General features: G+C 56.6%; 26 protein-coding genes and 2 tRNA genes. 12 read left to right on the top strand and 16 right to left on the bottom strand.

Annotated features, from left to right (window positions below; all coding sequences use genetic code 11):
* Nucleotides 1–12 precede the first annotated feature (12 nt).
* From KKW20_RS07465 to KKW20_RS07450, 4 genes are all read left to right on the top strand, one after another.
* Entirely contained in the window at nt 13–564 is a 552-nt protein-coding gene (locus KKW20_RS07465) for a cysteine hydrolase family protein (RefSeq protein WP_214567239.1), read from the top strand.
* Nucleotides 561–2,306 carry a single-stranded-DNA-specific exonuclease RecJ gene (gene recJ / locus KKW20_RS07460; RefSeq protein WP_214567238.1) on the top strand — a complete coding sequence of 582 codons (1,746 nt, stop codon included), beginning with the start codon at nt 561–563 and terminating at the stop codon, nt 2,304–2,306. Before KKW20_RS07465 ends, recJ begins: the two co-directional genes overlap by 4 nt.
* A 92-nt stretch (nt 2,307–2,398) precedes the next feature.
* A tRNA-Glu gene (locus KKW20_RS07455) sits at nt 2,399–2,473 on the top strand.
* A gap of 175 nt (nt 2,474–2,648) precedes the next feature.
* Nucleotides 2,649–2,723, top strand: a tRNA-Glu gene (locus tag KKW20_RS07450).
* Nucleotides 2,724–2,807: 84 nt separating this feature from the next.
* Here KKW20_RS07450 and KKW20_RS07445 read toward each other — a convergent pair.
* From KKW20_RS07445 to KKW20_RS07425, 5 genes are all read right to left on the bottom strand, one after another.
* The gene (locus tag KKW20_RS07445) at nt 2,808–3,155 is read right to left on the bottom strand and encodes a hypothetical protein (RefSeq protein ID WP_214567237.1); all 348 of its coding nucleotides are present in this window, start codon (nt 3,153–3,155) and stop codon (nt 2,808–2,810) included.
* A gap of 116 nt (nt 3,156–3,271) precedes the next feature.
* On the bottom strand, nt 3,272–4,267 hold the full coding sequence (locus KKW20_RS07440; protein ID WP_214567236.1) for a diguanylate cyclase domain-containing protein: 996 nt from the start codon (nt 4,265–4,267) through the stop codon (nt 3,272–3,274).
* 3 nt (nt 4,268–4,270) lie between these two features.
* Nucleotides 4,271–4,858, bottom strand: a complete 588-nt coding sequence (locus KKW20_RS07435) for a heme NO-binding domain-containing protein (RefSeq protein WP_214567235.1) — start codon at nt 4,856–4,858, stop codon at nt 4,271–4,273.
* A 145-nt stretch (nt 4,859–5,003) separates the two neighbouring features.
* Nucleotides 5,004–5,702, bottom strand: coding sequence for an HAD family hydrolase (locus tag KKW20_RS07430; protein WP_214567234.1), 699 nt, complete (start codon nt 5,700–5,702; stop codon nt 5,004–5,006).
* A gap of 59 nt (nt 5,703–5,761) precedes the next feature.
* On the bottom strand, nt 5,762–6,040 hold the full coding sequence (locus tag KKW20_RS07425) for a DUF3572 domain-containing protein (protein WP_214567233.1): 279 nt from the start codon (nt 6,038–6,040) through the stop codon (nt 5,762–5,764).
* A 92-nt stretch (nt 6,041–6,132) separates the two neighbouring features.
* On the opposite strand from KKW20_RS07425, the gene KKW20_RS07420 reads away from it, so the two are divergent.
* Entirely contained in the window at nt 6,133–7,521 is a 1,389-nt protein-coding gene (locus tag KKW20_RS07420; protein ID WP_214567232.1) for a diguanylate cyclase, read from the top strand.
* Between the two features lie 65 nt (nt 7,522–7,586).
* Here KKW20_RS07420 and KKW20_RS07415 read toward each other — a convergent pair whose 3' ends face one another.
* The 4 genes from KKW20_RS07415 to KKW20_RS07400 form a co-directional block, all read right to left on the bottom strand.
* Nucleotides 7,587–8,099 (bottom strand): periplasmic heavy metal sensor, encoded by a 513-nt coding sequence (locus tag KKW20_RS07415; protein WP_214567231.1) that lies wholly within the window; start codon nt 8,097–8,099, stop codon nt 7,587–7,589.
* 2 nt (nt 8,100–8,101) lie between these two features.
* Complete coding sequence (locus tag KKW20_RS07410) at nt 8,102–8,506, bottom strand: hypothetical protein (RefSeq protein ID WP_214567230.1); 405 nt, start codon at nt 8,504–8,506, stop codon at nt 8,102–8,104.
* Nucleotides 8,493–9,080, bottom strand: coding sequence for an RNA polymerase sigma factor (locus KKW20_RS07405; protein WP_214567229.1), 588 nt, complete (start codon nt 9,078–9,080; stop codon nt 8,493–8,495). Before KKW20_RS07405 ends, KKW20_RS07410 begins: the two co-directional genes overlap by 14 nt.
* A gap of 81 nt (nt 9,081–9,161) precedes the next feature.
* Complete coding sequence (locus KKW20_RS07400; RefSeq protein WP_214567228.1) at nt 9,162–9,761, bottom strand: EF-hand domain-containing protein; 600 nt, start codon at nt 9,759–9,761, stop codon at nt 9,162–9,164.
* A gap of 206 nt (nt 9,762–9,967) precedes the next feature.
* Here KKW20_RS07400 and KKW20_RS07395 point away from each other — a divergent pair, with 206 nt between their 5' ends.
* Nucleotides 9,968–10,663 carry an NUDIX hydrolase gene (locus tag KKW20_RS07395; RefSeq protein WP_246534497.1) on the top strand — a complete coding sequence of 232 codons (696 nt, stop codon included), beginning with the start codon at nt 9,968–9,970 and terminating at the stop codon, nt 10,661–10,663.
* 18 nt (nt 10,664–10,681) lie between these two features.
* Here the strand turns inward: KKW20_RS07395 and KKW20_RS07390 are convergent, their stop codons facing one another.
* The 5 genes from KKW20_RS07390 to bcoG all read right to left on the bottom strand — a co-directional run bounded on the left by KKW20_RS07390 (nt 10,682) and on the right by bcoG (nt 15,418).
* On the bottom strand, nt 10,682–11,581 hold the full coding sequence (locus KKW20_RS07390; RefSeq protein ID WP_214567226.1) for an EamA family transporter: 900 nt from the start codon (nt 11,579–11,581) through the stop codon (nt 10,682–10,684).
* 32 nt (nt 11,582–11,613) lie between these two features.
* Nucleotides 11,614–13,059, bottom strand: coding sequence for a carnitine 3-dehydrogenase (locus tag KKW20_RS07385; RefSeq protein ID WP_214567225.1), 1,446 nt, complete (start codon nt 13,057–13,059; stop codon nt 11,614–11,616).
* A gap of 29 nt (nt 13,060–13,088) precedes the next feature.
* Nucleotides 13,089–13,622, bottom strand: a complete 534-nt coding sequence (locus KKW20_RS07380) for a lipocalin family protein (protein ID WP_246534496.1) — start codon at nt 13,620–13,622, stop codon at nt 13,089–13,091.
* 105 nt (nt 13,623–13,727) lie between these two features.
* Nucleotides 13,728–14,504, bottom strand: coding sequence for an SDR family oxidoreductase (locus KKW20_RS07375; protein ID WP_214567223.1), 777 nt, complete (start codon nt 14,502–14,504; stop codon nt 13,728–13,730).
* Nucleotides 14,501–15,418 carry a 3-dehydrocarnitine:acetyl-CoA trimethylamine transferase BcoG gene (gene bcoG / locus KKW20_RS07370; protein ID WP_214567222.1) on the bottom strand — a complete coding sequence of 306 codons (918 nt, stop codon included), beginning with the start codon at nt 15,416–15,418 and terminating at the stop codon, nt 14,501–14,503. The genes KKW20_RS07375 and bcoG overlap by 4 nt, the downstream gene beginning before the upstream one ends.
* A gap of 74 nt (nt 15,419–15,492) precedes the next feature.
* Between bcoG and KKW20_RS07365 the strand changes: the two genes are divergently transcribed.
* A complete protein-coding gene (locus tag KKW20_RS07365) occupies nt 15,493–16,476 on the top strand; it encodes a GlxA family transcriptional regulator (RefSeq protein ID WP_214567221.1) in 984 nt (327 codons plus the stop codon).
* Nucleotides 16,477–16,479: 3 nt separating this feature from the next.
* On the opposite strand, the gene KKW20_RS07360 is transcribed toward KKW20_RS07365, so the two are convergent.
* The gene (locus KKW20_RS07360; protein WP_214567220.1) at nt 16,480–17,523 is read right to left on the bottom strand and encodes an aldo/keto reductase; all 1,044 of its coding nucleotides are present in this window, start codon (nt 17,521–17,523) and stop codon (nt 16,480–16,482) included.
* Between the two features lie 94 nt (nt 17,524–17,617).
* Entirely contained in the window at nt 17,618–18,397 is a 780-nt protein-coding gene (locus KKW20_RS07355) for an SDR family oxidoreductase (protein WP_214567219.1), read from the bottom strand.
* A gap of 251 nt (nt 18,398–18,648) precedes the next feature.
* Between KKW20_RS07355 and KKW20_RS07350 the strand changes: the two genes are divergently transcribed.
* From KKW20_RS07350 to KKW20_RS07330, 5 genes are all read left to right on the top strand, one after another.
* Entirely contained in the window at nt 18,649–19,614 is a 966-nt protein-coding gene (locus KKW20_RS07350; protein ID WP_246534495.1) for a Hint domain-containing protein, read from the top strand.
* A 69-nt stretch (nt 19,615–19,683) separates the two neighbouring features.
* A complete protein-coding gene (locus KKW20_RS07345) occupies nt 19,684–21,291 on the top strand; it encodes a peptide chain release factor 3 (protein ID WP_214567217.1) in 1,608 nt (535 codons plus the stop codon).
* Between the two features lie 134 nt (nt 21,292–21,425).
* On the top strand, nt 21,426–21,887 hold the full coding sequence (locus tag KKW20_RS07340; RefSeq protein WP_214567216.1) for a hypothetical protein: 462 nt from the start codon (nt 21,426–21,428) through the stop codon (nt 21,885–21,887).
* A gap of 32 nt (nt 21,888–21,919) precedes the next feature.
* The gene (locus tag KKW20_RS07335; RefSeq protein WP_214567215.1) at nt 21,920–22,549 is read left to right on the top strand and encodes a hypothetical protein; all 630 of its coding nucleotides are present in this window, start codon (nt 21,920–21,922) and stop codon (nt 22,547–22,549) included.
* 191 nt (nt 22,550–22,740) lie between these two features.
* Nucleotides 22,741–24,261, top strand: coding sequence for a DEAD/DEAH box helicase (locus tag KKW20_RS07330; protein WP_214567214.1), 1,521 nt, complete (start codon nt 22,741–22,743; stop codon nt 24,259–24,261).
* The last annotated feature ends 83 nt before the right edge of the window (nt 24,262–24,344 follow it).

Raw genomic sequence — 24,344 nt, 5'->3', positions numbered from 1 at the left:
GGTTGTAAGAAAATGACGCGCGCCCTCATTCTGATTGATATTCAACAAGGGTTTGATCACCCGATGTGGGGCGCGCGCAACAATCCTGACGCCGAAGAGAATGCTACGCGATTATTGGCGCATTGGCGCGATCAGGCCCAGCCGATCTTTCATGTCCAGCATCTGTCGACCACCCCCGGCAGCCCCCTGAACCCAGAGGGCGGGAGGGTTGACTTCAAACCAGAAGTCGCCCCGCTGGCGGGGGAACAGGTGATCCAAAAGCACGTCAACTCTGCCTTTATTGACACCGACCTCGAGGCACAATTGCGTGCAGGAGGGATCACCGATCTGGTAATTTGTGGGCTGACCACGCCCCATTGCGTGTCCACCACCACACGGATGGCCGCAAACCTTGGGTTCAACGTCACCCTTGCCCATGACGCTTGTGCGGCTGTGGCCCAGGGCGCAGATACAAGTTGGCGCGATGGCGGCAGCGTGTCACCCAAGTTCATTCACCAAGCCGCCCTTGACCATTTGAACGGTGAATTTGCCGCGGTGCTTGCCACGGAAGACATCCTGTCATGAGCTTTTTGGGTGTTGATGCCTCGGCCACCGGGCGGCGCTGGGTTGGGCCCAGCATCGACATGGAACGCCAGGCCGAATACCTTCAGCAAATCACCCAATTGCCAATGCCGTTGTGTAAAATCCTGGCCCGACGGGGTGTGGCGCCAGAGCAAGCCGCCGACTTTCTAGACCCAACATTGAAGGCCCTTCTCCCCGACCCACGCGGGATGAAAGACATGGAGGTTGCCGCCGCGAGAACCCTGCAAGCGTTTGATCATAATGAAAGAATTGCGATTTTTGCGGATTACGACGTGGATGGGGCAACCTCTGCCACCCTTCTGATTGATTGGTTCCGCCAAATGGGGCGCGAAGTTACTCTCTATATCCCTGACCGGATCGACGAAGGCTATGGCCCCAACATTCCAGCGATGGAACAGCTGGCTGACGCGCATGACCTGATCATCTGTGTGGATTGCGGAACCCTGTCGCATGAGCCGATTGCGGCGGCGGTTGCCAAAGGCGCAGACGTTGTCGTGCTGGACCACCACCTGGGGGGAGAGACCCTGCCCCCCGCTGTGGCCGTTGTAAACCCAAACCGGCAAGACGAGCTGGACGCCCCCGGTTATCTATGCGCCGCAGGGGTGGTGTTTTTGATGCTGGTCGAACTGGGCCGCGTCTTGCGAGAGACCGGGCGCAATGGGCCGGATCTGATTTCAATGCTGGATCTAGTAGCCCTTGGCACGGTCGCCGATGTCGCCCCCCTGATCGAGGCCAATCGCGCGTTCGTGCGGCAGGGATTGAAGATCATGGCGCGACGCGCACGCACCGGTATGGTGGCACTGGCGGATGTGTCCGGCATGAACGAAGCGCCGCGCGCCTATCACCTTGGTTATCTGATGGGGCCACGGGTGAATGCCGGCGGTCGTATCGGCAAAGCGGACCTTGGCGCACGACTTTTGTCGACAACAAACCCCCATGAAGCCCAATCCATCGCAAGCCGGCTAAACGAGTTGAACGGTGAGCGGCGTGAGATTGAAGCCCGTGTGCAAGAAGAGGCCATGACACAAGCCGAGGCGCGTGGGTTTGATGCCCCGCTGGTTTGGGCGGCTGGCGACGGCTGGCACCCCGGCGTGGTGGGTATTGTGGCCTCGCGTTTGAAAGAAACAACCAATCGCCCCGCGGTGGTCATTGGCTTTGACGGTGATGATGGCAAGGGATCCGGGCGGTCCATTTCCGGTGTCGATCTTGGCGCCTGCATCCAACGTCTTGCCGCTGATGGTGACATCCAAAAAGGTGGTGGCCACAAAATGGCGGCGGGGCTCAGCCTGTCGCGCGAGCAATTGGCCCCGGCCATGGCGCACCTGTCAGACCTGCTTGCAAAACAAGGCGCGGGCGTCCAGGGGGCTGCGGATCTGAAGCTTGACGGGATATTGATGCCTTCCGCGGTCACCGTGGAACTGATTGAGGAATTGGAGCAGGCTGGCCCCTTTGGCGCCTCCGCCCCGGCCCCGCGCTTTGCTTTCCCTGATGTGCAAATACTGTTTGCGAAACGCGTTGGGCAAAATCACCTGAAAGTTAGTTTTGGGGACGGGCTAAGCACGCGGATCGACGCAATTTGCTTTGGGGCATTTGATGGCCCAATTGGCCCACTTCTTGAACAGTCTGGCGGGCAGAGATTCCATTTGGCGGGACGGTTGGAAGTCAATCATTGGCAGGGACGTTCATCCCCCCAGCTGCGTCTCGAAGATGCGGTAAGAGCATGATTTCACTTAGGTTTTAATATTTTTCCAAAAAGCTGATTTTCCCTCTTGCGTGACGGTGCAGATTTCCCTAAAACCCGCCTCACCGACAGAGTGGCCCGTTCGTCTATCGGTTAGGACGCCAGGTTTTCAACCTGGAAAGACGAGTTCGATTCTCGTACGGGCTGCCATTTCCCCCTCAATCAACGATTAAAAGTTTCAGATTGCACAGTTCATTTGTGTATCTTTCACGCGTGGCAGCGCCAAATCATTCCTTTGATAAAGAAATATAAATTCACGATCTTCATGCAATTTCGGGGTTGCGTCTTATTCGAGGACTGACTAAACCCGCTTCACCGACAGCGTGGCCCGTTCGTCTATCGGTTAGGACGCCAGGTTTTCAACCTGGAAAGACGAGTTCGATTCTCGTACGGGCTGCCACTTTTACCCACATAGCTTTATTACTTCACTTGATGAAGGTTGCGGTTTCGTTAAGCCGGGGTGGGCGTAGTATGAACTACGCAGCTATCTCAGCTCGAAGCGGGTCACAACATCTGATGCCAGGAAATCAACGGCGGTGAGAGCCCCCGTGAGATCCCGCACCGGCGCCAACTCAAGGCAAGTGCGTTCTCCGACCAGTCCACGGGTCAATTCACGACAAAATTTTCCGCCGTCCAACGACCAATTCCCAGCATACGAAATTCCGTTAAAAACGCCGTCCAAAGTGCCATCCGCATAGATATGGGCATTTTTGACATTGCCGTTTTCCATCGTGCGTCCCAAAATTTCTTGCACCGTTTCACTGGTTTCCGCCAACGCAGGTCCACAGCAAAGGCTGGTTACAATCCCTATGATCGTCAATAGATTACCCATAATCACCCTGCCCCAAACTCATATTAAATCAACAATATCCTTGATCTATATGAGCGGTACGCAAGCCAGGATCGCGAGTCAACCCGACGCAATACTGCTTGGCGCAGACTGGCGCATCATTCGCGAAGATCGGGTGTGTAAATCGTATAACAGGCGCGCCCCCGTTTTTTGGATGCGTACAGGGCCACATCTGCGTCATCCATCATCTGATCAGCATTTGGCTCGGCATAATCCGAGCTTGAGACCATCCCGATACTTGCAGAGATTTGGCACAGATCGTCGCGAAATGTTATGGGCACTTCGAGTTTGTCAATCATCCGTTGTGCAATGGCTGAAAGCCGCACCTGATCTGTAAGACCCTTCATAACCAAGACAAATTCATCACCACCAACCCGCGCCACGGTGTCCCCCTCTCGGGTTTCTTCCGTCAAAATCCTCGCCACCTCCTGCAAGACCTTATCACCAGCCGCGTGCCCCAACGTGTCATTTACAGCCTTAAAAAAATCCAGATCGAGATGCATCAGGGCAAAGCGATTTTTACCCGCCAGAAATCGTGACAAAACCTGATCAAGAGCGCGCCGATTCTTTAGCCCAGTCAGTTCGTCTGACAGGGCCTCGGCCTCGGCTTCGGTCTTTGCCCCCAGAAAACGGTGCGCCATTTGGTTGGTGGCTTCCATCGCAGCGGACTTTGCTTCGACCAGATAGAGCATTTCAACGGTCAAATCTGTTGGCGCAAAATCAGATCCAGCCAATCCATAACGCCCCACGGCTTCAACCACTGAGATCCCAAAAGACAGATTTAGCAACACCCCCTCACTGCCCGGAAGGCAGGTCATTGTGCCAATCAAAGGGGTAGAATGGGTATCACGAATACGCAGGTAGAGTTTTGCACCGTTAAACTCCCGCACCTGATCGATGCTGGTCAGTTTTTTCGGACGACGCATTTCGACAAGGCGAAAGACGCTGGTGCCTTCCAGCACTTTCCCCGGCAGGACTTTGCGAAGGGTCGGCCCGACGTGCGTCACAACGCCATTGGAATTCAGGACCAGGCTCATCGGCATCATATAATCGAGTGCCTCAAAGCTGAGTGAGATTGGCAAATGTGCGGTCATGATTTATCCTGTCCCAGCTGCAAGATCAAAGCTGCGCCCTTCAGTGTGTGACATATCCAAAAGGTCCACAGACAGGGTTTCGGTCTGACCAGAGCGCCCGTTATAGTCCAACAACGCTAACGCCCCGTAATCATCCGCCAAAGCGCGTAGTGCGCCCAGGATGACATGACCAAAACCAGGTTCAGGATGACAAATGGAGAGCACATACGCCCCTTCTGACAATTCATCCACTTCGATTTCTGGCATATCCATATCCGGTACGGCCAATCGCGCACGCCCTGGAAGATCCTCCAGAGAATGAAGAAATTCGGTGAAATCCACGCCACCGAAGCGCAGCAAACGCCGCACCCGCTCCGATCGGGTGTCCACGATAAGATAGGTGCCGAAATCCTCGAGCAGATTGTCGCGCGTCTTCCCCAGCAACTCCGCCGCCTGATTGACCACGGTCTGGGTCAAGATGGCATCATACCGAAACATCGGTTCGAAACTGTCAAAGCCGGGATCAATTTCCCGAATAAGATTCATCCAAAACTCATCACCATAAGTTCCGCGCAAAAAACTTTCTAAAGATCGGTCAATTAAGCCGTGCATATCTCACTCGCCCTGATAAATGACCAGTTGAGCCTAGGGGGCCTTTGTTAAAAAACAGAAAACGCCTGCACGCGGGAAAGAAAACCGCCCGACGCAAGTTCAATAATATGTCGATATTTTTAGCGATCTAAAGGACCACGCGACCTTACAGGGCCGCCTGTTGATCCAGCCAATTGGGTAAATAACCGATATCGGGCAAGACAATGTCGGCATGTGGCGCCAATTCAGCCTCGGTCGCAAGCCCAGTTAAGACCCCAACCGTTCTCATGCCCGCCGCACGTCCGGCGTGCAGATCATGTAACGAATCCCCCACCATAACCACCTCCTCAGGCGCGACCCCCATCTGTTTGGCGAAAGCGAGACATTGTCCGGGGGCAGGTTTTCCACCAAACCCGCTGTCATAACCCGCGATGAAGTCAAAAAGATCAATCACACCGGCGCCTGAGAGATGCGCACGCGCAGGCATTTCTGCGTCATTGGTGGCCACCCCCAACGCGATACCGCGCGCCTTTAGCCCCCCGAGACATTCCTTAAGATCGACCGCTTGGGCTTGAGGGGCATTTGCGGCCTCTTCGTTAAGAATTCTTTCTAAGGCATCAGGCGACATGTCAATGAAGGTGATCAACACATTAACCACCTCTTCGGGGGTTCCTGCAATCACGATACTGTCCTGAGAAAACACCTTTGCATCCGTGTCAAACCCGATGGCCGCGCCAATTTCCCGCGCGCGCGCGCTGTCGCCTTCGGTCAGTCGGGCCAAGACGGCGCTGGCCCAACTCTCCCATGTGGCACCGAAATGAAACAGAGTTCCGTCCTTGTCAAACAACACAGCCTTAACAGACATTCAGCGCTCCTCCCGAAAGCAATTCCTTCGCAAATCAACACACTGGCAATGCATCGACGTCAAGTCCAATTCATCTGCCCACCACCCGGCAACATCTGGCGCGCTTGCAATGGCACCTCAAATCCAAGGGTATTGGCCTCGCAAAAGGCAATAACCCAGGCATCATCCATTGTCAGGAAATCCAGCACAGCGCCTAAAAACTCCGGCGCATTGGCGCCCTGTTTCAAATCCTCAACACTTGCCCCAGTGGCCCCCATAAAGATCGGGAGCAAGTCTTCATTTGTGACCAGCCAGCCAAGCGCCGTTAACCCAATCACCTCCGCTTTTTCACGGTTCATTTACATTTCCTCCCTTTTGGAAAGGTTTTCTTAACCAATTGAACCCAATCTGTCAGTGAGCAAATCTAATAAGACGTGGGCTAGGATCAAATATGTCAGGACGCATTCTCATAGCGGACGACGTGGCGACAAATCGCATCGTGTTAAAGGTGAAACTCACCACTGCATGTTACGACGTGACGCAAGCGGTGTCTGTTTCTGATGTTGTCGACATCGCGCATTCCCAACAGCCAGACCTTATTTTACTGGGGCAAACGCTGCAAGGTGGCGGCGGGGTCGAGGCGTGTCGTCGCCTTAAAGCCATCCCCGCACTTGCCGCCATCCCTGTGGTGATCATTTCGCCAGTGGCAGATCGCGCCGATCGCTTAGCCGCCTTGCGCGTCGGGGCCGATGATTTCTTAACAAAGCCACTGGATGAAAGCACATTGCTCGCCATGGTGAGGAACCTAATGCGCGTTCACGCGACGCGTGACGAAGTCACCCGCCGCCATGTTTTGGCCGAGGAAATGGGATTTGGCGAAGCGCCTGCAAGCTTTCAAAAACAAGCCAATATCGCCCTCGTCGCCCCGGCGGTGGAAACCGGCCTGATGTGGCGCAAGGCACTTACACAGGAAATGTCCCAAAAAGTGACCGTTATGACCAAGGCGCAAGCCCTTGAAGACGTGTCACAAACCGGCGCAGTCCCCGATGTGTTTATTATCTCAGCCAATCTATCAGAACAGGGCGACGGACTGCGTTTGGTCTCTGAATTGCGTTCTCGACTGTCCACGAGATACGCGGTGATCATATTCATTGATGAGACGAAAAACAGCCCTTCGGCCTCAATGGCCCTGGATCTTGGCGCCAACGCGGTGATGTCCGGCTATTTTGATGCCGAAGAAATTTCAGTTCGATTGGACCGATTGATCCCAGGTAAATTTCTGTCAGATCAGGTGCGCAGCACAGTGGACCAGCGGCTAAATTTGGCCATGACCGACCCTTTAACGGGCCTGTACAACCGCCGCTATGCGGGGTCATACCTCAATCGACTCGAAGCCCAATCCACCCAAAGCGGGCGCGGATTTGCGCTTATGCTGCTGGATTTGGACAAATTCAAAGGGATCAATGATCGCTATGGGCATTTCGCCGGGGACGAGGTGTTGGTCGATGTCTCAAAACGCCTGCGCGCCAGCATCCGGGATGTGGACCTTCTGGCCCGGTTTGGCGGCGAAGAATTTCTGATTGCGATGCCAGACACCGACCATGACGCGGCCTTGATCATGGCCGAACGGTTGCGCCGTGTGGTTGGGGAAACACCGGTTTACTCTGGGGCGGTTTCGGCACAAATCCCGGTGACCATGTCCATTGGAGTTGCCGTTGCCCCCACCGGGGGCTGTGAGCCCGGTCAGACCCAGGCATTGCTACAAAGTGCTGACCGCGCGCTTTACGCCTCAAAGGCCGAGGGGCGTAACCTTGTGACCTTTGTTCAAAGCGCCGCATAAAACGGTTCCAATAAAAAAGGCAGAGAGGGTTCCCCACTCCACCTTTATTGAATTATCACAAACAGTTATCGTCGAGCGCCACGCATGTTCCGCGCAATGTTATCCGCAAACTCGCGCCGATCCTCCAAGCTCATCAATGCGATCCGCTCAAGGATCAAACGACGCGCGGTATCACCAAAACCAATCATCCGATCGCGCTGACCATCAAGTGCAGCATTCAAAGCCGCAGGATCAAAAGGGTCAGAACGCAAGGCCAACAACATGGCCTGAAAATCACGCCGCATCGCTGCTCGGTTGTCTTTGAATGATCCTTTTTCATCACGCAAAGCTTTGCCAATTGCGCGACGGTCTTTCATTGGCAAGGCCGACGCGATGGGGCCAAACCCCATATCCCGAATGGTGCCACGGTCAGGGCCGCGCGGGTCAAAACCGTGGTCGCGACGCTCCCCCAGATGGGCCCCCGCCACGAGCCCAATCACCACAAGGTTCATGGTCAATGACAAAGCAAACGCCACGCGCACCCATTTACGGCGAGGTTTCACCGCTGGCGGCACTGAAGGGTGTGGAGTGTCAGACATATTTAGCCCTCCTCTTCGATCAAAAGGTCTGTGCCAAAGTAGTTTGGCGCAAAATCCTGAACGTCATAAATCGTGTCCACGCTGGCGTAATCCCCCACCAATAAGACCCCACCCGAGAGTGTCTCAAGCTGGTCAGGTGCCGCAAAGCCAATCCATACACCGGCGACCGTTGCCGTTGCCATGCCCGCAAGTGCGGGCCAGCCACCAATTTGTGCAATGATGTCCTGCCAAAGTGAACGTTTGACACGCGGAGGCGCAAGTGCTGCGAGTTGCGGTTGCGCCAAATCCGCATCCTGCAAAAGTGCTGCCATAAAGCTGTCGGACAGCTCTGGCACATCCTCGCGCCCCGCCTCAAAAAACGCCTCAAGCTGGGCGTCATCTAACAGATCTGTTTCAGTCTTCGCCATATCCCAACTCCTTACGTCGCCCGGCAAGTGCCGTGGCCAGTGCCCTTTTGCCTCGGGCCGTTAGACTTTCAACGGCCTCAACGCTGATCTCTAATATATCCGCAATTTCCGGGTTTGAGGCCCCTTCTAGGTGGCGCAGGGCCACAGCCATACGTTGCCGTTCTGGCAGGGTGTTTAGCGCATCCTGAAGGGCGGTGGCCCGGTCGGCCTGGATCATGCCGTCCACCGCACTTGGTGTGTCATCCGCTGGTTCTTCGATCGCGTCAATGTCCACCGAACGTCGTTTGCGTAACCGATCTGTGCACAGGTTTGTCGCCACCGTATACAGCCAGGTCGAGATCTTGGCCTCGCCCGTGCGCCACTTTGGAGCCTGTTTCCACAACCGCAACATCGCCTCTTGGGTCACATCCTCAGCCTCGGCCCGGTCGCCCCCCAATAAACGCGACGCATAGCCCAAAACCCGCGGTGCGAGCCGCCTGGTCAGGATCTGCGCCGCTGACGGATCGCCATTGCCATAAAGGACCAAAAGCGCCTCATCAGTGGCCTCTGTATATGCGTCCAGCGCCATCGTCATTCCTTGTGACTAGCCCAGCCCCCGCATCGGGGCAACGCCTTCGTGGTGGTGCGCCCCAACGTGGGGCACACCTAAGGTACGTCAGCCGCCGTGTTTGCCGCCTTTGCCATGACGTTTTCCGGCATGACGCATCCACATTTCCTTTTGGGCCGCGTCAAACTCTGCGGCGGAGATGGCGTTGTCATCATCCGTGTCAAAGCGGTCGATCATCCGATCAAGCTTGCTTTGATCTGGCGTCATTTCTGCCAGGGACACTGTTCCGCTATTGTCCGCATCCCGTTTTTCAATCATCTGCTCGGCCATCCAGCCCATACGCTTTTCAGCCGACGGCCCATCGCCCATACGCTTGCCGCCTTGGCCATCAGGGGCCGAGGCCATACGCTCTTTCATATGTGCCTCAGCTTGGGCTTTGACCTCGGTCAAATCCAATGCACCATCCCCATTGGCATCTGCTTCGGCAAATTTGGCGGCGGCATGTGCCTTTAGGTCATCTGCGGTGATCAGCCCGCTGTTGTCCATATCGACATCAGCAAATTCCATCTGCATAATGCCGCCCATCCGGCCACCTTTACCGCCCATTGGGCCACCCTTGCCGCCAAAAGCCGAGGCCGTCAGCCCGCTTGCGGTGACTGCCACACCAGCCATCAAAGCAATTGTTGCGATTTTTGTTGCACGTTTCATAGGTCTCTCCATTTGAGGTTTCGCCTGTCCCTACCGGAGCGTTCCTGCCCGGCGTCATATCCATTCAACGCGGGGCCCGTGCATTTCCGTCGCCTTTTTTTCATTTCCTGCATTTTGCCAAGAAAACAGCGCCGGTACGCAGGGTTACGCTTGACCCTTTTCGAAAACTGACCATGGGTAAGGGTGACATTATGAAAGAGGGCAGAATGGACAAGTCCAAGATCATCCGCCACGCGGCCACCGTGATCCTGATGCGTGACGCACAGACAAACCCGCAGGTTTTGATGGGGCAACGCGGCGCCAAGGCGGCGTTCATGCCCAATAAGTTTGTGTTCCCCGGCGGTGCGGTTGATCCCACGGATGGACAAGTTCCCCTGGCCCAAGGGGGGGCCGAGCCTTGCCTGACCCGGCTTGCGGAAGACGCTGACCCTGATCTGGCCCAAGCCTTGCTTGTTGCCGCCATTCGCGAGCTTTGGGAAGAAACAGGTCAAATTTTGGGCGAAGCGACCCCCTGGGATGGCGATATTCCAGAAGATTGGCAAAGCTTTGCGGATGCAGGCTATGTGCCCTCCGCGGATGGTCTCGCCTTTGCCTTTCGCGCCATCACCCCAAAGGGACGCCCGCGCCGCTTTGATGCGCGTTTTTTTGTGGCTGATGCGGCCAAGCTTAAGACCGACCCTGATGATTTTTCACGCGCCTCGGACGAGCTGAGCCATTTGCAATGGATCCCCATTGATCAGGTGCGCCGCTTTGATTTGCCATTTATCACCGAAGTGGTTTTGGCAGAAATCGTCGGCAATCTGCCCAATCTTGACGCGCCGGCCTCGGTGCCGTTTTTCAACAATGGTGAAGAGGAAAGTCTGTTTGAACGCTTGGGTGGCGTCGGTCCCCTGAGCAGCTGAACGCCAACGGTGTTGGGGTTACAAAAACAGCACCAGCACCAAAACGGACAGTAAGATCAAGGCCGTACCACCCAATTCTCGCTTGGTGATCGCCTCGCGGAACACAAATATTGTGGCGAGATAGCTAAACAGCAACTCCACCTGCCCCAACGCTTTCACCAGCGCTGCGTTTTGCAATGTGAAGGCCGTAAACCAGCAAAAGCTGCCGATCATTGAGCTGACCCCCACAAGGGCACCAACACGCCACGCCGCGAGAACCCGCGTGATTTCACCCGGTTCCCGCATCCGCATCCAAAGGGCCATAACCACCGATTGAAACGCGGTCACACAAGCCAAGGTGAACCCGGCCCGCGCCACGATCCCCTCAATGCCCAATGACAGTGATGCCCCACGATACCCGATGGCCGAACAGGCAAAGAGGATGCCCGACAACAGACCAAGCCCCGCGGCTTTGTTGAAAAAACGCCGCCAGCCCTGCCCGCCTTCGGGGGGATCAGACAGCAGGATCAATCCGGCAAAGCCAACCGCAATGGCAAGGCTGCCCCAAAGGCTGATGCCTTCGCCCAGCACCACCAAGCCCACCAACGCGGTCAACACCACTTCGGTCTTTTTAAACGTGATGCCCACCGCAAAATTACGCGCGGCAAACAGGGCCACCACGCACATCGTGGCGGTGATCTGCGCAATGCCGCCGGTAAAGGCAAAGAGAAAAAAGCGCGCGTTGGGCGTTGGCACGGCTTGCTGCGTCACAGACAGGTAAACCGCCAAAATCACCGCAACCAATGGTGCAGAATAGACAAACCGCGCGAAGGTCGCCCCCGCCGTCGACAGTTTCGTGTCTTTCAGCCGCTTTTGCAGCATGAACCGCAAGTTTTGGCTGAAGGCGGCGGCGATGGTGATGGGGATCCAGGCTTGCATGATCCCCATCTGCCATGTTTTTCAGACGATTGCTAGCTTACCTTGATCGCGCGCCCAACGCCCTCTGGCCCGGGCAATTTGGCGTGTGCTTCGGCAATCTCAACCAACCGTGCCTCGATGTGGTCCGCGGGCGCAGACGGGCGGCGGGTCTCAAGGCTCACATGCAGGAACACTTGCTCGCCGGTGGCCAACAAACGATCCCCTTCATACATGCTGTGGAACAGATGCATTTTCTTGCCTTTGCCCAGAAGGCATTGGGTTTCCACACAAATGCGCTGGCCCAAATGTGCCTCGTCGATGTGGCGGATATGGGTCTCAGCGGTGAAATAGCTGCCGCCCGTCGCGATGTAATCCGCGTCACAGCCAATGATTTCCATGAACCGATCGGTAGAGCGCGCAAAGGCGTCCAGATACCGGCTTTCGGTCATATGCCCGTTGTAATCAAGCCAATCAACAGGGATCGCGGTGGCAAGCGTGGTGATTGGCTTGGTGATATCGACCACAGGTTGCCCCAACCGCTTGTCCTGTTGATTAAGCAACGCCCCTGCCCCCCAGTCGCGCCCCTTCAGCGCGCGCATCATCGCCACAAGGTTATCATCGCGGGTACGTTCCAATTCACGGATCGACATATGGCCCGATTGCGCATCCGACTGATCCGCGATCAGATCCACCAGCTCATCGGTGAAGTCCGGCACATCCATCAGCTTGGTCCAGGGCCATTTCAGACAAGGGCCAAATTGCGCCATGAAATGCTTCATGCCCGCTTCACCGCCCGCCACGCGGTAGGTTTCAAAAAGCCCCATCTGTGCCCAGCGAAGACCAAAACCAAAGCGCATGATGTCGTCGATTTCTTCCGTGGTCGCGATGCCATCAGACACCAACCAAAGCGCTTCGCGCCAGACGGCTTCCAGCAAGCGATCGGCGACATGGGCATCCATTTCTTTTTTGATTTCAATCGGCTTCATGCCGACCTCAGTCAAGATTTCCTTGGCGCGCGCGACGATTTCTGGACTGTTCTTCGCCGTCGGAACAAGTTCTATGACAGGCAAAAGGTAAACCGGGTTAAAGGGGTGCGCGACCATGACCAGACCGGGGCGTGACAGCCCCTCTTGCAACTCAGACGGCTTAAACCCGGATGTGGACGAGCCGATGATTGCATCATCCGCCACAGCCTCCATCAGCTGCGCATAGACTTTTTGCTTAAGATCCAACCGCTCTGGCACACTTTCCTGCACCCAAGAGGCCCCGGACACAGCGTCCGAAATCTCGTCATGATACGACAACTGCCCCTCGTTCGGCATCGACACATCCGAAAGACCGGGCAACGAGCGGCGCGCGTTGTCCAACACTTCGCCGATCTTGCGCTCGGCCTCGGGGTCCGGGTCAAACACCCGCACATCCCATCCCATCAACAAGAACCGCGCGGCCCATCCGCCGCCGATTACGCCACCACCAATAATTGCTGCTGTTTTGGTCATGTTCTCTCCCAGATCTTTCCTGATGCGCGTCAATACATGTGAAGGCGCGACATATTATATCCATTAAATTCAAGCACATCTTCAGCGGCTTTGATGCGATCCCCACCGCCTTTTCGATCCCGATCGAGGATCCAGCCAAAGCTTCCGGACGGGGTGCCAATCGCCGCGGTGCGATAATCATCGTCCACCCAAAGCACCCAGTATTCTGTCTGGTAAGGCTTCTGGCCCAATGTGAAACGTCCGGCCATCGGCTGCTTCACATCATAGATATCCGTCACGCCAAACCCGCTTCGCTTCGGCCCATGCACCGCAATCTGAGCGATCTTTCCTGCCACAGCACGAAAGTCAACCGCGCCGCGCAGCGCCTCTTCTCCGGAGTGTAAAAACTCCGCCCGGATGTGCCAAAAACCAGCGAAACGGTCCACGTCAAACCGGGTGGTCGAACTGATGGGCGTTTTTGTGTTGCGGTGGAACTCGACCCCCACCCCAGCTGTATTGCCGAGACACCCCGTCAACCCCGTGGTTGCCATTCCCATCATCACCCAACGTCTGCTGACAGCCATACTCGCCTCATCACCTGTTACACGCCCCAAATGGCGCAGACCCTTCATGCGCCAATCACCGCGCATTTCGCAAGGAAAGCCTGCCCCGACGAAAGGAAGCAAGGCTCATGGCATCAGGCTTTCCGTGTGGCCGTCGATGGCCATGATCTGCCCGGAAATCTTCGCGGCCCCCTTTGACGCAAGGAATTCCACGGTGTCGGCCACCTCATCCATTGTGACCCATGATCGCAGGCTCACACCTTTGACATACATTTGCCGGGTCTCTTCGATGCTGCGCCCCGTCGCGGCACTTTCACGCTCCAGCACCCGCTCCATCCGAGGGCCTTCAACGGCGCCCGGACAGATCGCATTCACCCGAACCCCATGTGGCCCCAGCTCAGACGCGAGGGTTTTGGTCAGGCCAATGATGGCCCATTTCGCAGAGGCATAGGGCGAGCGCATGGGATAGCCAAATTGACCGGCCGTAGATGAGGTGAGAACGATAAGCCCTTGTTTTTGCGCTTTCATCAAGCGTGCCGCCCAACGACAGGTAAGAAACGCGCCATGCAGATTGGCCGCAACGCAAGCCTGCCATTCACCGTAATCCAATGTTTCAATTGGCCCCGCTGGGCCACCGGTTCCGGCGTTGGCGCAGACCACATCAACGCCCCCCCATTGGGTTTCGACATCAGATAGAAACGCGTCCATCTGTGCTTCATCCGTGACGTCCGCGACATGGACGATGGCATCAGGAAACTCCGCCTGAAATTGCGCGACGGCGTGAGGGTCCGCATCACAGATCGCAATGGCAGCCCCCGCAGAGTGAAACCGCGCAGCCAAGGCGCGGCCAATTCCGGCCGCCCCCGCTGTGATCAACACACGTTGCGTTTCCGCGCGCGTCATGCGCCGACCGGCGCACGTTTGGTCAGGCCGAGGTTTTTGCGCACCTCTTCTGGCCCGATGATCCGCGCGCCCATGTTCTCAACCACGCTCACAGCGCGTTCCACCAACTGCGCGTTGGTGGCTTTCACACCTTTTTCCAGCCAAAGATTGTCCTCAAGCCCCACACGCACATTGCCCCCCGCCAGCACCGAAGCCGCCGCATATGGCATCTGATTGCGCCCAAGCCCAAAGGCCGAGAACGTCCAGTCGGACGGGACATTGTTGACCATCGCCATAAAGGTATTGAGGTCATCTGGCGCGCCCCAAGGCACCCCCATGCACAGTTGCACCAAGGCTGGGCTGTCCAGAACACCCTGTTCCACAAGCGTTTTTGCGTGCCAAAGGTGGCCGGTATCAAAGGCCTCAATCTCAGGTTTCACGCCCATTTCGGTCATCATCCGCCCCATGGCCTCCAACATGCCGGGGGTGTTGGTCATCACGTAATCCGCCTCGGCAAAATTCATCGTGCCGCAGTCGAGCGTGCAAATTTCGGGCAGACATTGGCGAATGTGTTCCACCCGTTCAGAGGCGCCCACCATATCGGTGCCATTTGGGTTCGCTGGGAATGGCTTTTCCACGTCCCCGAAGATAATGTCGCCGCCCATACCTGCGGTGAGGTTCAAAACCACGTCGACGTCTGCTGCGCGGATGCGGTCGGTGACCTCGCGGTACAGATCCAACCGGCGGCTGGGCACGCCCGTTTCCGGGTCGCGTACGTGGCAATGCACCACGGCGGCCCCCGCTTTGGCCGCATCGATGGCGGAATTTGCGATCTGTTCCGGGCTGCGCGGGACATGGGGGCTGCGATCTTGCGTGCTGCCTGATCCGGTCACAGCGCAGGTGATAAACACATCTCGGTTCATTTGAAGTGGCATGACAATCTCCCTTTTCTCATTTCACTGTGGCGGGGCTTGTCGAAACAAGCTTTGCGTTTTACGATGAATTCTTGATGAAACACGCAAATATCTTCACCGCAGATTCTAGCCCCCTGACCATCGGAGTATTGGTGCTGCATGCCGCCAATACACTGTCGCTGGCCGCTGTGCTCGATCCGTTGCGCACCACCAATCGCCGTGCCGGGAAAGAGTTGTTTCGCTGGGCTCTGCTGACGCCGCTTGGGGCGCCGGTCACCCTGACCTCTGGGCTGCAAGTACCGGGCATTGCATTGGACCAGGCCCCGGCATTGGATGCGCTGTTTGTTGTGGCGGGGTTTGAGCTTGAGGAGCAATGCGCACCCGTTCTGCTGTCCCAGATACGTCGCGTCGCGGGGCGCGTGGCCAACATTTGCGGCGTGGATGGAGGGCCGTGGATTTTGGCGAGAGCGGGTCTTTTAAATCAACATATGGCAACAACCCATTGGGAAGACTTGGAGAAATTCACCCAAAGTTTTCCTGAAATTGACGTCACCCGTGATCGTTTTGTGATTGATGGTCGCGTTATGACCACCGGGGGCGCCGGACCTGCGCTGGATCTCATGCTGCATCTGATCCAGACGCGGCACGGGGTTGCATTGGCGATGCGTGCGGCTGGGGCGTTGATTTATGACCCGGATCCCAGTGGCGCGCGCCCACAAAGCGTCACCTCAACCTCGCGGTTAATGGCACGCGCCCCCAAGGTCGCACAGGCCATTCAATTGATGGAAACCCACATTGAAGAGCCTTTGGCCATTTCAGTGATTGCCCAGCGGTTGGGCCTGACGCAACGCAACCTTGAACACCGGTTCAAAGCGGCGATTGACACATCCCCTGGCGCCTATTTTCTGGATTTGCGCCTATCCGAGGCCCGGCGCCTGGCATTGGACACCGCCCTGCCCGCAAGTGAGATCGCACTTGTCACCGGGTTCACCTCTCCGGCGAGCTTTGCCCGTGCGTTCAAAAAGGCACATGGCCTGTCAGTGAGCGATACGCGACGACACGAAGCCGCCGCGTTTTAGACTTTAGTAAGGGTACGGGTGGTCACGATGCGCCACGTCAATATCGGCCATCACCTCATCCGACAGCACCAGATCTTTGCCCGCCAAGATGGTGGCAAGCTGCGCCTGTGTTGACGCCCCAAAAATGGTCGAGCCCATAAATGGACGCGACATCACAAAAGACAGTGCCATTTGCACCGGATCCAGCCCATGTTTCTGCGCCACGGCCAAATAGGCCGCCACGGCATCAAACGCCCGTTTGGTTTTGCGCCCGCCCAGCTCTGGGTAAATCGCCATCCGCGACCCATCTGGAATGGCACCGCCTTGGTATTTACCTGATAGCAACCCTGTGGCCAGCGGCGAATACGACAGGATGCGTACGCCTTCGTTATGGCAAACCTCGGCGAAATCCGTGTCGGCCTGACGATACATCAAACTGTATTCATTCTGGACCGAGATCACCTCGGGCGCACCCATTTCACGGGCCAATCGCAGCCATTCCATCGTGCCCCACGCGCTTTCGTTGGACAGGGCAAAATGGCGAACCTTGCCCGCGGCAACCAGTTCGGTCATCGCCGTCAACACATCGCGCATATGGGCTTCGGTCGCGGCGCGGTCTTGCCCCGTCGCATCAAAGGTCCAATTTTGCCGGAACGCATAGCCGCCACGCATCGGCCAATGCAATTGATAGATATCGATGTAATCGGTTTGCAGGTTCTTAAGCGAGTTCTCGACCGCAGCCGCAATAATCGCACCATCATATCCACGCCCTTCGCGAACAAAACCCGGGTTGTCACCGGTCACTTTTGTTGCGACGACCACGTCATTACGTCGCCCGGAGGCCGCAAGCCATGTGCCCAAAACACGCTCGGACGCGCCGCAATTCTCGGCTTTGATCGGATTGACCGGGTACATCTCGGCCGTATCGATGAAATTGCCCCCGTGATCGAGGAACATGTCGATCTGGCCATGGCCCTCGGCTTCGGTATTGGTTGTTCCCCAAGTCATCGCCCCAAGACACAGCGCGCTGACCTCAAGCGCGCCGCCTGCCAAACTGTTCATTCGCATCATGTTTCTCCGTTTTCCTGTCAGGCGCATTAGGTAGGGATCGGGCGCAGAGTTGCAACCAGTTGGTGCCCGTCTGCCCCACGATCTTTGCCAATCAGATGGTTGCGTTCACCCCGCCGCCATCCAACAGCACATTTTGTCCAACGATAAATCCGGCGAACTGTGAACAGAGAAAGGCGCAAGTGGCGCCGAACTCTTCCACGGTGCCATATCGCCCGGCGGGGATCGTCGCCATTCGCGCGGCGCGCGCCGCGTCCATGGTGATGCCTTGGGCTTTGACCACCCCTTCGTCCAGCGATTTTGCGCGGTCGGTGTCGTGCAACCCCGGCAGCAAGTTGTTGATGGTCACGCCCGCGTCCGCCACTTGACGCGCGGTGCCGGCCACAAACCCGGTCAACCCGGTGCGCGCGGTGTTGGACAGGCCCAAGACCGGAATGGGGGCTTTCACCGATTGGCTGGTGATGTTGACCACACGGCCCCAGCCGCGGTCCATCATCCCCGGCACGGTGGCTTGGATCAGTGAAATCGGCGTAAGCATATTGGCATCAAAGGCCGCGATAAAATCATCCCGATCCCAATCTTGCCACATACCGGGAGGGGGCCCACCAGCGTTGGTCACCAGAATATCGACCTGAGGGGCAGCCGCCAGCAACTTGTCGCGCCCCGCCTCAGTGGTCACATCCGCGGCCACGGCGGTCACACTTACCCCCGTTTCAGCGCGAAGAGCTTCGGCTGCGCGTTCCAGCACATCTGAACTGCGCCCGTTCATCACGAGGTTCACACCTTCGCGTGCCAAAGCCTGTGCACAGCCAAACCCCAACCCTTTGGACGAGGCTGTTACCAACGCCGTTTTTCCCGAAATCCCTAAGTCCATGACATACACTCCCGTCGCGTTGGTTTATTTGTTCAACGCCCATCTCCACCGGATTATTCTGGAAAGGGCAAGCAATTAGGCCCCTTATTGCCATACAATTGACCCAGTTTTCCATTATCACTAGAGTTTCTCGCCGGGGGCCGTGCCCTCGCATACCGTTTCACCGCCGCTAATATCCGCTCACCCGCAGATCAGCGCGTATAAAAGTACCGTTAATGCCCGACACAGATACCCATAACCAGAGTGCCCCAATGCAAACGCTTCCGGTCTTTCGTGCCCGGCAGTTTTGTGTGGTGCAAGGGGTGAATGAGGGCGACATCCTGACGGATGCGTCTGAGTTGATTCTTGAAGATTCATATACGCTGGACAACGCCCCAGCTGGGCATCTTGCCGTCACCCCACCATCTGACAGTGGAATGCTCACCATCGTCGCGGGGTCCGAGCTGGGCAAACAAGGCGCACCAGTGTTCCTGGATTGCCTGCTGACCTTTATGCCACCCCATGGCGACACACATGAAGCATTGGTGTTGGTGGAAACCACGCCAGAACGCGACCGGATCGCCGAGATCTATCTTTACCCTCTGACCCCGTTCACCCCAGGCGTATCTTACGCGTTGGTCACGATAGATACCGAAGGTGCGCGTGCAAAACTTGCCGAATCTGCCTGTGTTTCGTTCACCCGTGGCACCAACATCACTTTGGCCAGCGGGCAACAAATGCCCATAGAACAGCTTTCTCTTGGTGACAAAATTCTGACCCGCGACAGCGGCCCGCAACCGATCCGCTGGATTGGCCAGCAAACCGTGCGCGCAACCGGGGCGTTTGCGCCCATCACCATCGCTGCTGGGGTGTTGAACAACGACGCACAGCTTACCGTCAGCCCCAGTCATCGCCTGTTCATCTATCAACGCCACGACCGCCTTGGCGTCGGCCAAAACGAAGTGCTTGTTCGCGCCGGCCATCTGATCAACGGTGATACAGTAAAACAATCTGAGGGCGGCTTTGTCGACTATTTCCAGCTGTTGTTTGACAAGCACGAAATCATTTACGCCGAGGGTATCCCGGCAGAAAGCCTGTTGGTCGATGACACCAACCGCCCAGCCCTGCCCGATGGGATGATCCCCCATGTGGTCAAGCCTTACGCAAGCGAACTGAATGTCGATGAGATCTCGCGCAAGGGCGCCGTAGAAATGATCAAGGGCGCAACCAAACGCTAACCCCCGCCAGCTGCGCTTTGCCGCAACAGCAATATTGCGCGTCCCTCGCTTGCCGGATATAGCGAAGCCATGTTGGACACAGATACAAACCGCCCCGAATTGCCGCCCGAAATTGCGCGCCGTCGCACATTCGCGATTATCTCGCACCCGGATGCGGGCAAGACCACACTGACCGAGAAATTCCTTTTGTTTGGCGGCGCCATTCAGATGGCGGGTCAAGTGCGCGCCAAAGGCGAAGCGCGGCGCACGCGGTCAGATTTCATGCAGATGGAAAAAGACCGTGGGATTTCGGTTTCGGCATCGGCGATGTCGTTTGATTTCCGCGATCTGCGGTTCAACCTTGTCGACACCCCCGGCCACTCGGATTTTTCCGAAGACACCTATCGCACGCTGACCGCCGTGGACGCGGCCGTCATGGTGATTGATGGGGCAAAGGGCGTGGAAAGCCAGACGCAAAAGCTTTTCGAAGTGTGCCGCCTGCGCGACCTTCCAATTCTGACCTTCTGTAACAAGATGGACCGTGAAAGCCGGGACGTCTTTGAGATTATTGATGAAATTCAAGAGATGCTCGCCATTGACGTGACACCCGCCAGCTGGCCAATCGGTGTTGGGCGCGACTTCATGGGCTGTTATGACCTGTTAAATGACCGGCTTGAATTGATGGACCGGGCGGATCGTAACGTGATTGCCGAAACGGTCGAAATCTCGGGTTTGGATGATCCGAAACTGGCAGAATATGTTCCTGAACATCTGCTGGAAAAATTTCTTGAGGATCTGGAAATGGCCCGCGAGCTTTTGCCCGCGATAAACCCGCAATCGGTGCTCGAAGGGCATATGACGCCGATTTGGTTTGGCTCCGCCATCAATTCTTTCGGGGTACAAGAGCTGATGAATGGGATCGCGGATTTCGGTCCAGAACCGCAACCCCAGGCGGCCACGCCGCGCGCCATCGCACCGGATGAAAAAAAGGTCGCGGGCTTTGTCTTCAAAGTTCAGGCCAATATGGATCCGAAACACCGCGACCGCGTGGCCTTTGTACGGTTGGCCTCGGGGCATTTCAAACGTGGTATGAAACTGACCCATGTGCGCACCAAAAAACCAATGGCAATCTCGAACCCGGTATTGTTCCTCGCGTCGGACCGTGAATTGGCCGAAGAGGCGTGGGCGGGCGATATCATCGGCATTCCAAACCACGGCCAGCTTCGTATTGGCGACACGCTGACCGAAGGCGAATTGATCCGCGCAACGGGGATCCCCAGCTTTGCACCAGAGCTTTTGCAAGGCGTGCGCGCGGGCGACCCGATGAAAGCCAAGCACCTTGAAAAAGCACTGATGCAATTTGCTGAGGAAGGCGCTGCGAAAGTGTTCAAACCAAACATTGGTTCGGGCTTTATTGTCGGCGTTGTGGGGGCCTTGCAGTTTGAAGTTTTGGCCAGCCGGATTGAGATGGAATACGGGCTTCCCGTGCGGTTTGAGCCGTCACAATTCAACTCGGCCCGCTGGGTGTCTGGTGACAAAGCAAGTGTTGAAAAACTGATCAACACCAACAAGCAGCATATTGCCCATGATCACGACGGAGATCCCGTTTTTCTGACGCGCCTTCAATGGGATATCGACCGTGTTGAACGTGATTTCGAAGGTGTAAAACTGACCGCCACCAAAGAAATGATGGTGTAGAGCAAGCCCAATTTTGACGGGCAAATGTCACCTGTGATGAATGGGCGGTGGAAAATCGCCCATTCGTTTTATTCCCCTTTCTTCGGCACAGAAATCTGGGCCATGCTCTGGCAACAACTCAGTGGAGAGCCTAGATGAAAACCAGCACCCTTGCGATTGCCGCCGTACTTGGAAGCACAGCAACTTCGGGACTGTCTCAGCCAGGTGGCCCCCGCTCGTCTGATGTATGGGCGTTGCTTGACCAAATCCAAATCGAAGAGATCGTCACCGAGACGAGTTACGAAGTGCGCAAGTCTTGGCCCGACGCATTTGCGCAGGACCTGAGCAACATGCGCGTGACCGGATTTGCGGTCGCGATGATCCCCGGCGCGCCCGGCGAAACCGTACAGGAACTTTTGCTCACCTCGGATAGCGGCATTTGTCCGTTGTGCGGCAGCGGCGATCACAATGCCTCGTTGCAGATCGTTCTGGACACGCCACTCGAAGGCTTTGTCGATGGACAGCGCATTTCGATTGAAGGCACGTTGCAACGCGTCGACGATAAAACCACATGGCAAAGCGCCCAGATGATCAACGCCCGCGTTCTCGATCTTTAAGCAACGATGACGCGGATTGTCGTGTAAGCGCAATGACCTCAGCTCACCTTCCGTTGCAAAATCGCGTTTTACCGACGGGCGAGATTGTGTCGGATCCCGCCCGCGGAACATTCACGGGCAATCGTGGCATCCTGCCTTTTGACGCACGCAAGCTCGGCACATCGCGTTGGAAACACCCGCATTGGATCATCTGCACCCTGACCCACCCCAAGGGGCGCTATCACGGCCCGCAACCAACACGCGGCTGGACGCCTTTGTTCTTCCTTGACGAAGCGGTTGGTCTGGCTGCCGGGCATCGTCCCTGTGCCTATTGCCGCCCCAAGGCGTATAAGTCTTTTGTTCAGGCGTGGCGGCAAGCCACAGGTGAACGGGTTTTGCATAAAGAAATGGACCGGGTTTTGCATGCTAACCGCGTGACGCCATCCCGTGAGCAAGTCCGCCATATCCACCCCCTACACGAGCTGCCCACAGGCGCCATGATCGTCTGGAGGGACCAGCCCCATCTGGTTTTGCCCAAGACACTCGCGCCCTATGCGCCCCATGGCTATGGCCCGCATTTACCGCGCCCGCAGGAGGAGGTGACGGTTTTAACCCCTGCCCCGACAATTGCCGTATTGCGCGCCGGGTACCGCCCAAAATGGCACGAAACAGCCGAAAATTGACCAAAAACACGCAACAATCGCAGTGAATTAGCCCAATTGTGCCTATTTCCGGCTAACGCGTTGACCAAAGTCCTATTTTTCTTTACCTCTTGCGTCATCTCGAAAGAGCGCGGCTTTTGTTCCGCGTTTCGGCCATACGGGCCTTCTTTCTCAGTCGCACGGGCCATGTGTGTCCGTGACACAGGACACATATGACGAAATTTTCTGACTTAAAACTCAGCCCCAAGGTTCTAAGAGCCGTTGAAGAGGCTGGATACGAGACCCCAACCCCCATTCAGGCCGGTGCCATTCCGCCCGCTTTGGAAGGGCGCGACGTCTTGGGTATCGCCCAAACCGGCACCGGTAAAACCGCATCATTCACATTGCCGATGATCTCTGCCCTTGCACGAGGGCGCGCACGGGCGCGGATGCCTCGATCCTTGGTGCTGTGCCCCACGCGGGAGTTGGCGGCGCAAGTTGCTGAAAACTTTGACGCTTACGCAAAACACGTCAAGCTGACCAAAGCGCTTCTGATTGGCGGCGTCAGCTTTAAGGAACAGGATCAGTTGATCGACCGAGGCGTTGACGTGCTGATTGCCACCCCAGGTCGTCTGCTGGATCATTTTGAGCGTGGAAAGCTGCTTCTTACTGGCGTACAGATCATGGTGGTGGACGAAGCGGACCGGATGCTTGATATGGGGTTCATCCCCGATATCGAACGCATCTTTAATATGGTGCCCTTCACCCGCCAAACACTGTTTTTCTCGGCCACAATGGCACCGGAAATCGAGCGGATCACCAATACGTTCCTGTCGAACCCAGTGCGGATCGAAGTGGCGCGTCAGGCAACCACCTCGGCCACGATTACGCAAGAACTGTGCATGTTTAAGCCCGGCCGCAAAGATCGCGCTGCGACGCAGAAACGTCAATTGCTGCGCAAATTGATCGAACGCGAAGGCGAGAACTGCACCAACGCTATTATCTTTTGCAATCGCAAAACCGATGTGGACACCTGTGCCAAGTCTTTGAAAAAATACGGCTTTGATGCGGCACCAATTCACGGCGATCTGGAACAATCCAAACGTATGGAAGTGTTAGACGGGTTTCGCGCAGGTACGCTGCGCTTTCTTTGTGCTTCTGACGTGGCCGCGCGTGGGCTTGATATCCCCAACGTAAGCCATGTGTTCAACTATGATGTTCCGGGCCATGCCGAAGACTATGTGCACCGGATCGGCCGCACAGGACGCGCGGGCCGCACTGGTAAAGCCATCATGATCTGCGAACCGCGTGATGAGAAAAACCTGGATGCGATTGAGCGTTTGATTGAGCGCGAAATTCCACGGATTGAACTGCCTGAGACCTCGGACGAGCGTGTCACACGGTCACGTAAATCTGCGACTTCAGACGCCGACAAAAAGCCCGCCACCAATCACGAAGAAAAGCCCAAGCGCGCGCCGCGCAGCCGGTCGCGAAAATCTGACACTGAAAAGTCCGAAGCCGTATATGCAGAGACCGTTCAAGAGCGTGCGGCACCTGTTGAGGCACCGCAAACGGACGCAGCGGCCGCAAAAGCCGACGCCCCCGCCGCAAAGCAGCACGGTGGCAAACAAGATCGGTCAAATCGGTCACGCGGTGGCAATCAAGGACGTCGCAATGACAACCGCACGGTTGGAATGGGCGATCACATGCCCGATTTCATTGCCAAAAGCTTTGATGAGCGCCGCACGGGGTAACCCCACAGGGCCACCCACGGATCACATCACTCTCTTACAACGCCCCTTCCTTTGGTTGGGGCGTTTGCTTTTGGCTGGTCGAA

This window comes from Aliiroseovarius lamellibrachiae, from assembly GCF_018599245.1.
Taxonomy (GTDB): Bacteria; Pseudomonadota; Alphaproteobacteria; order Rhodobacterales; family Rhodobacteraceae; genus Aliiroseovarius; species Aliiroseovarius lamellibrachiae.
The sequence above is the reverse complement of the archived record's forward strand: the minus strand, read 5'-3'. Positions and strand labels throughout refer to the sequence as shown.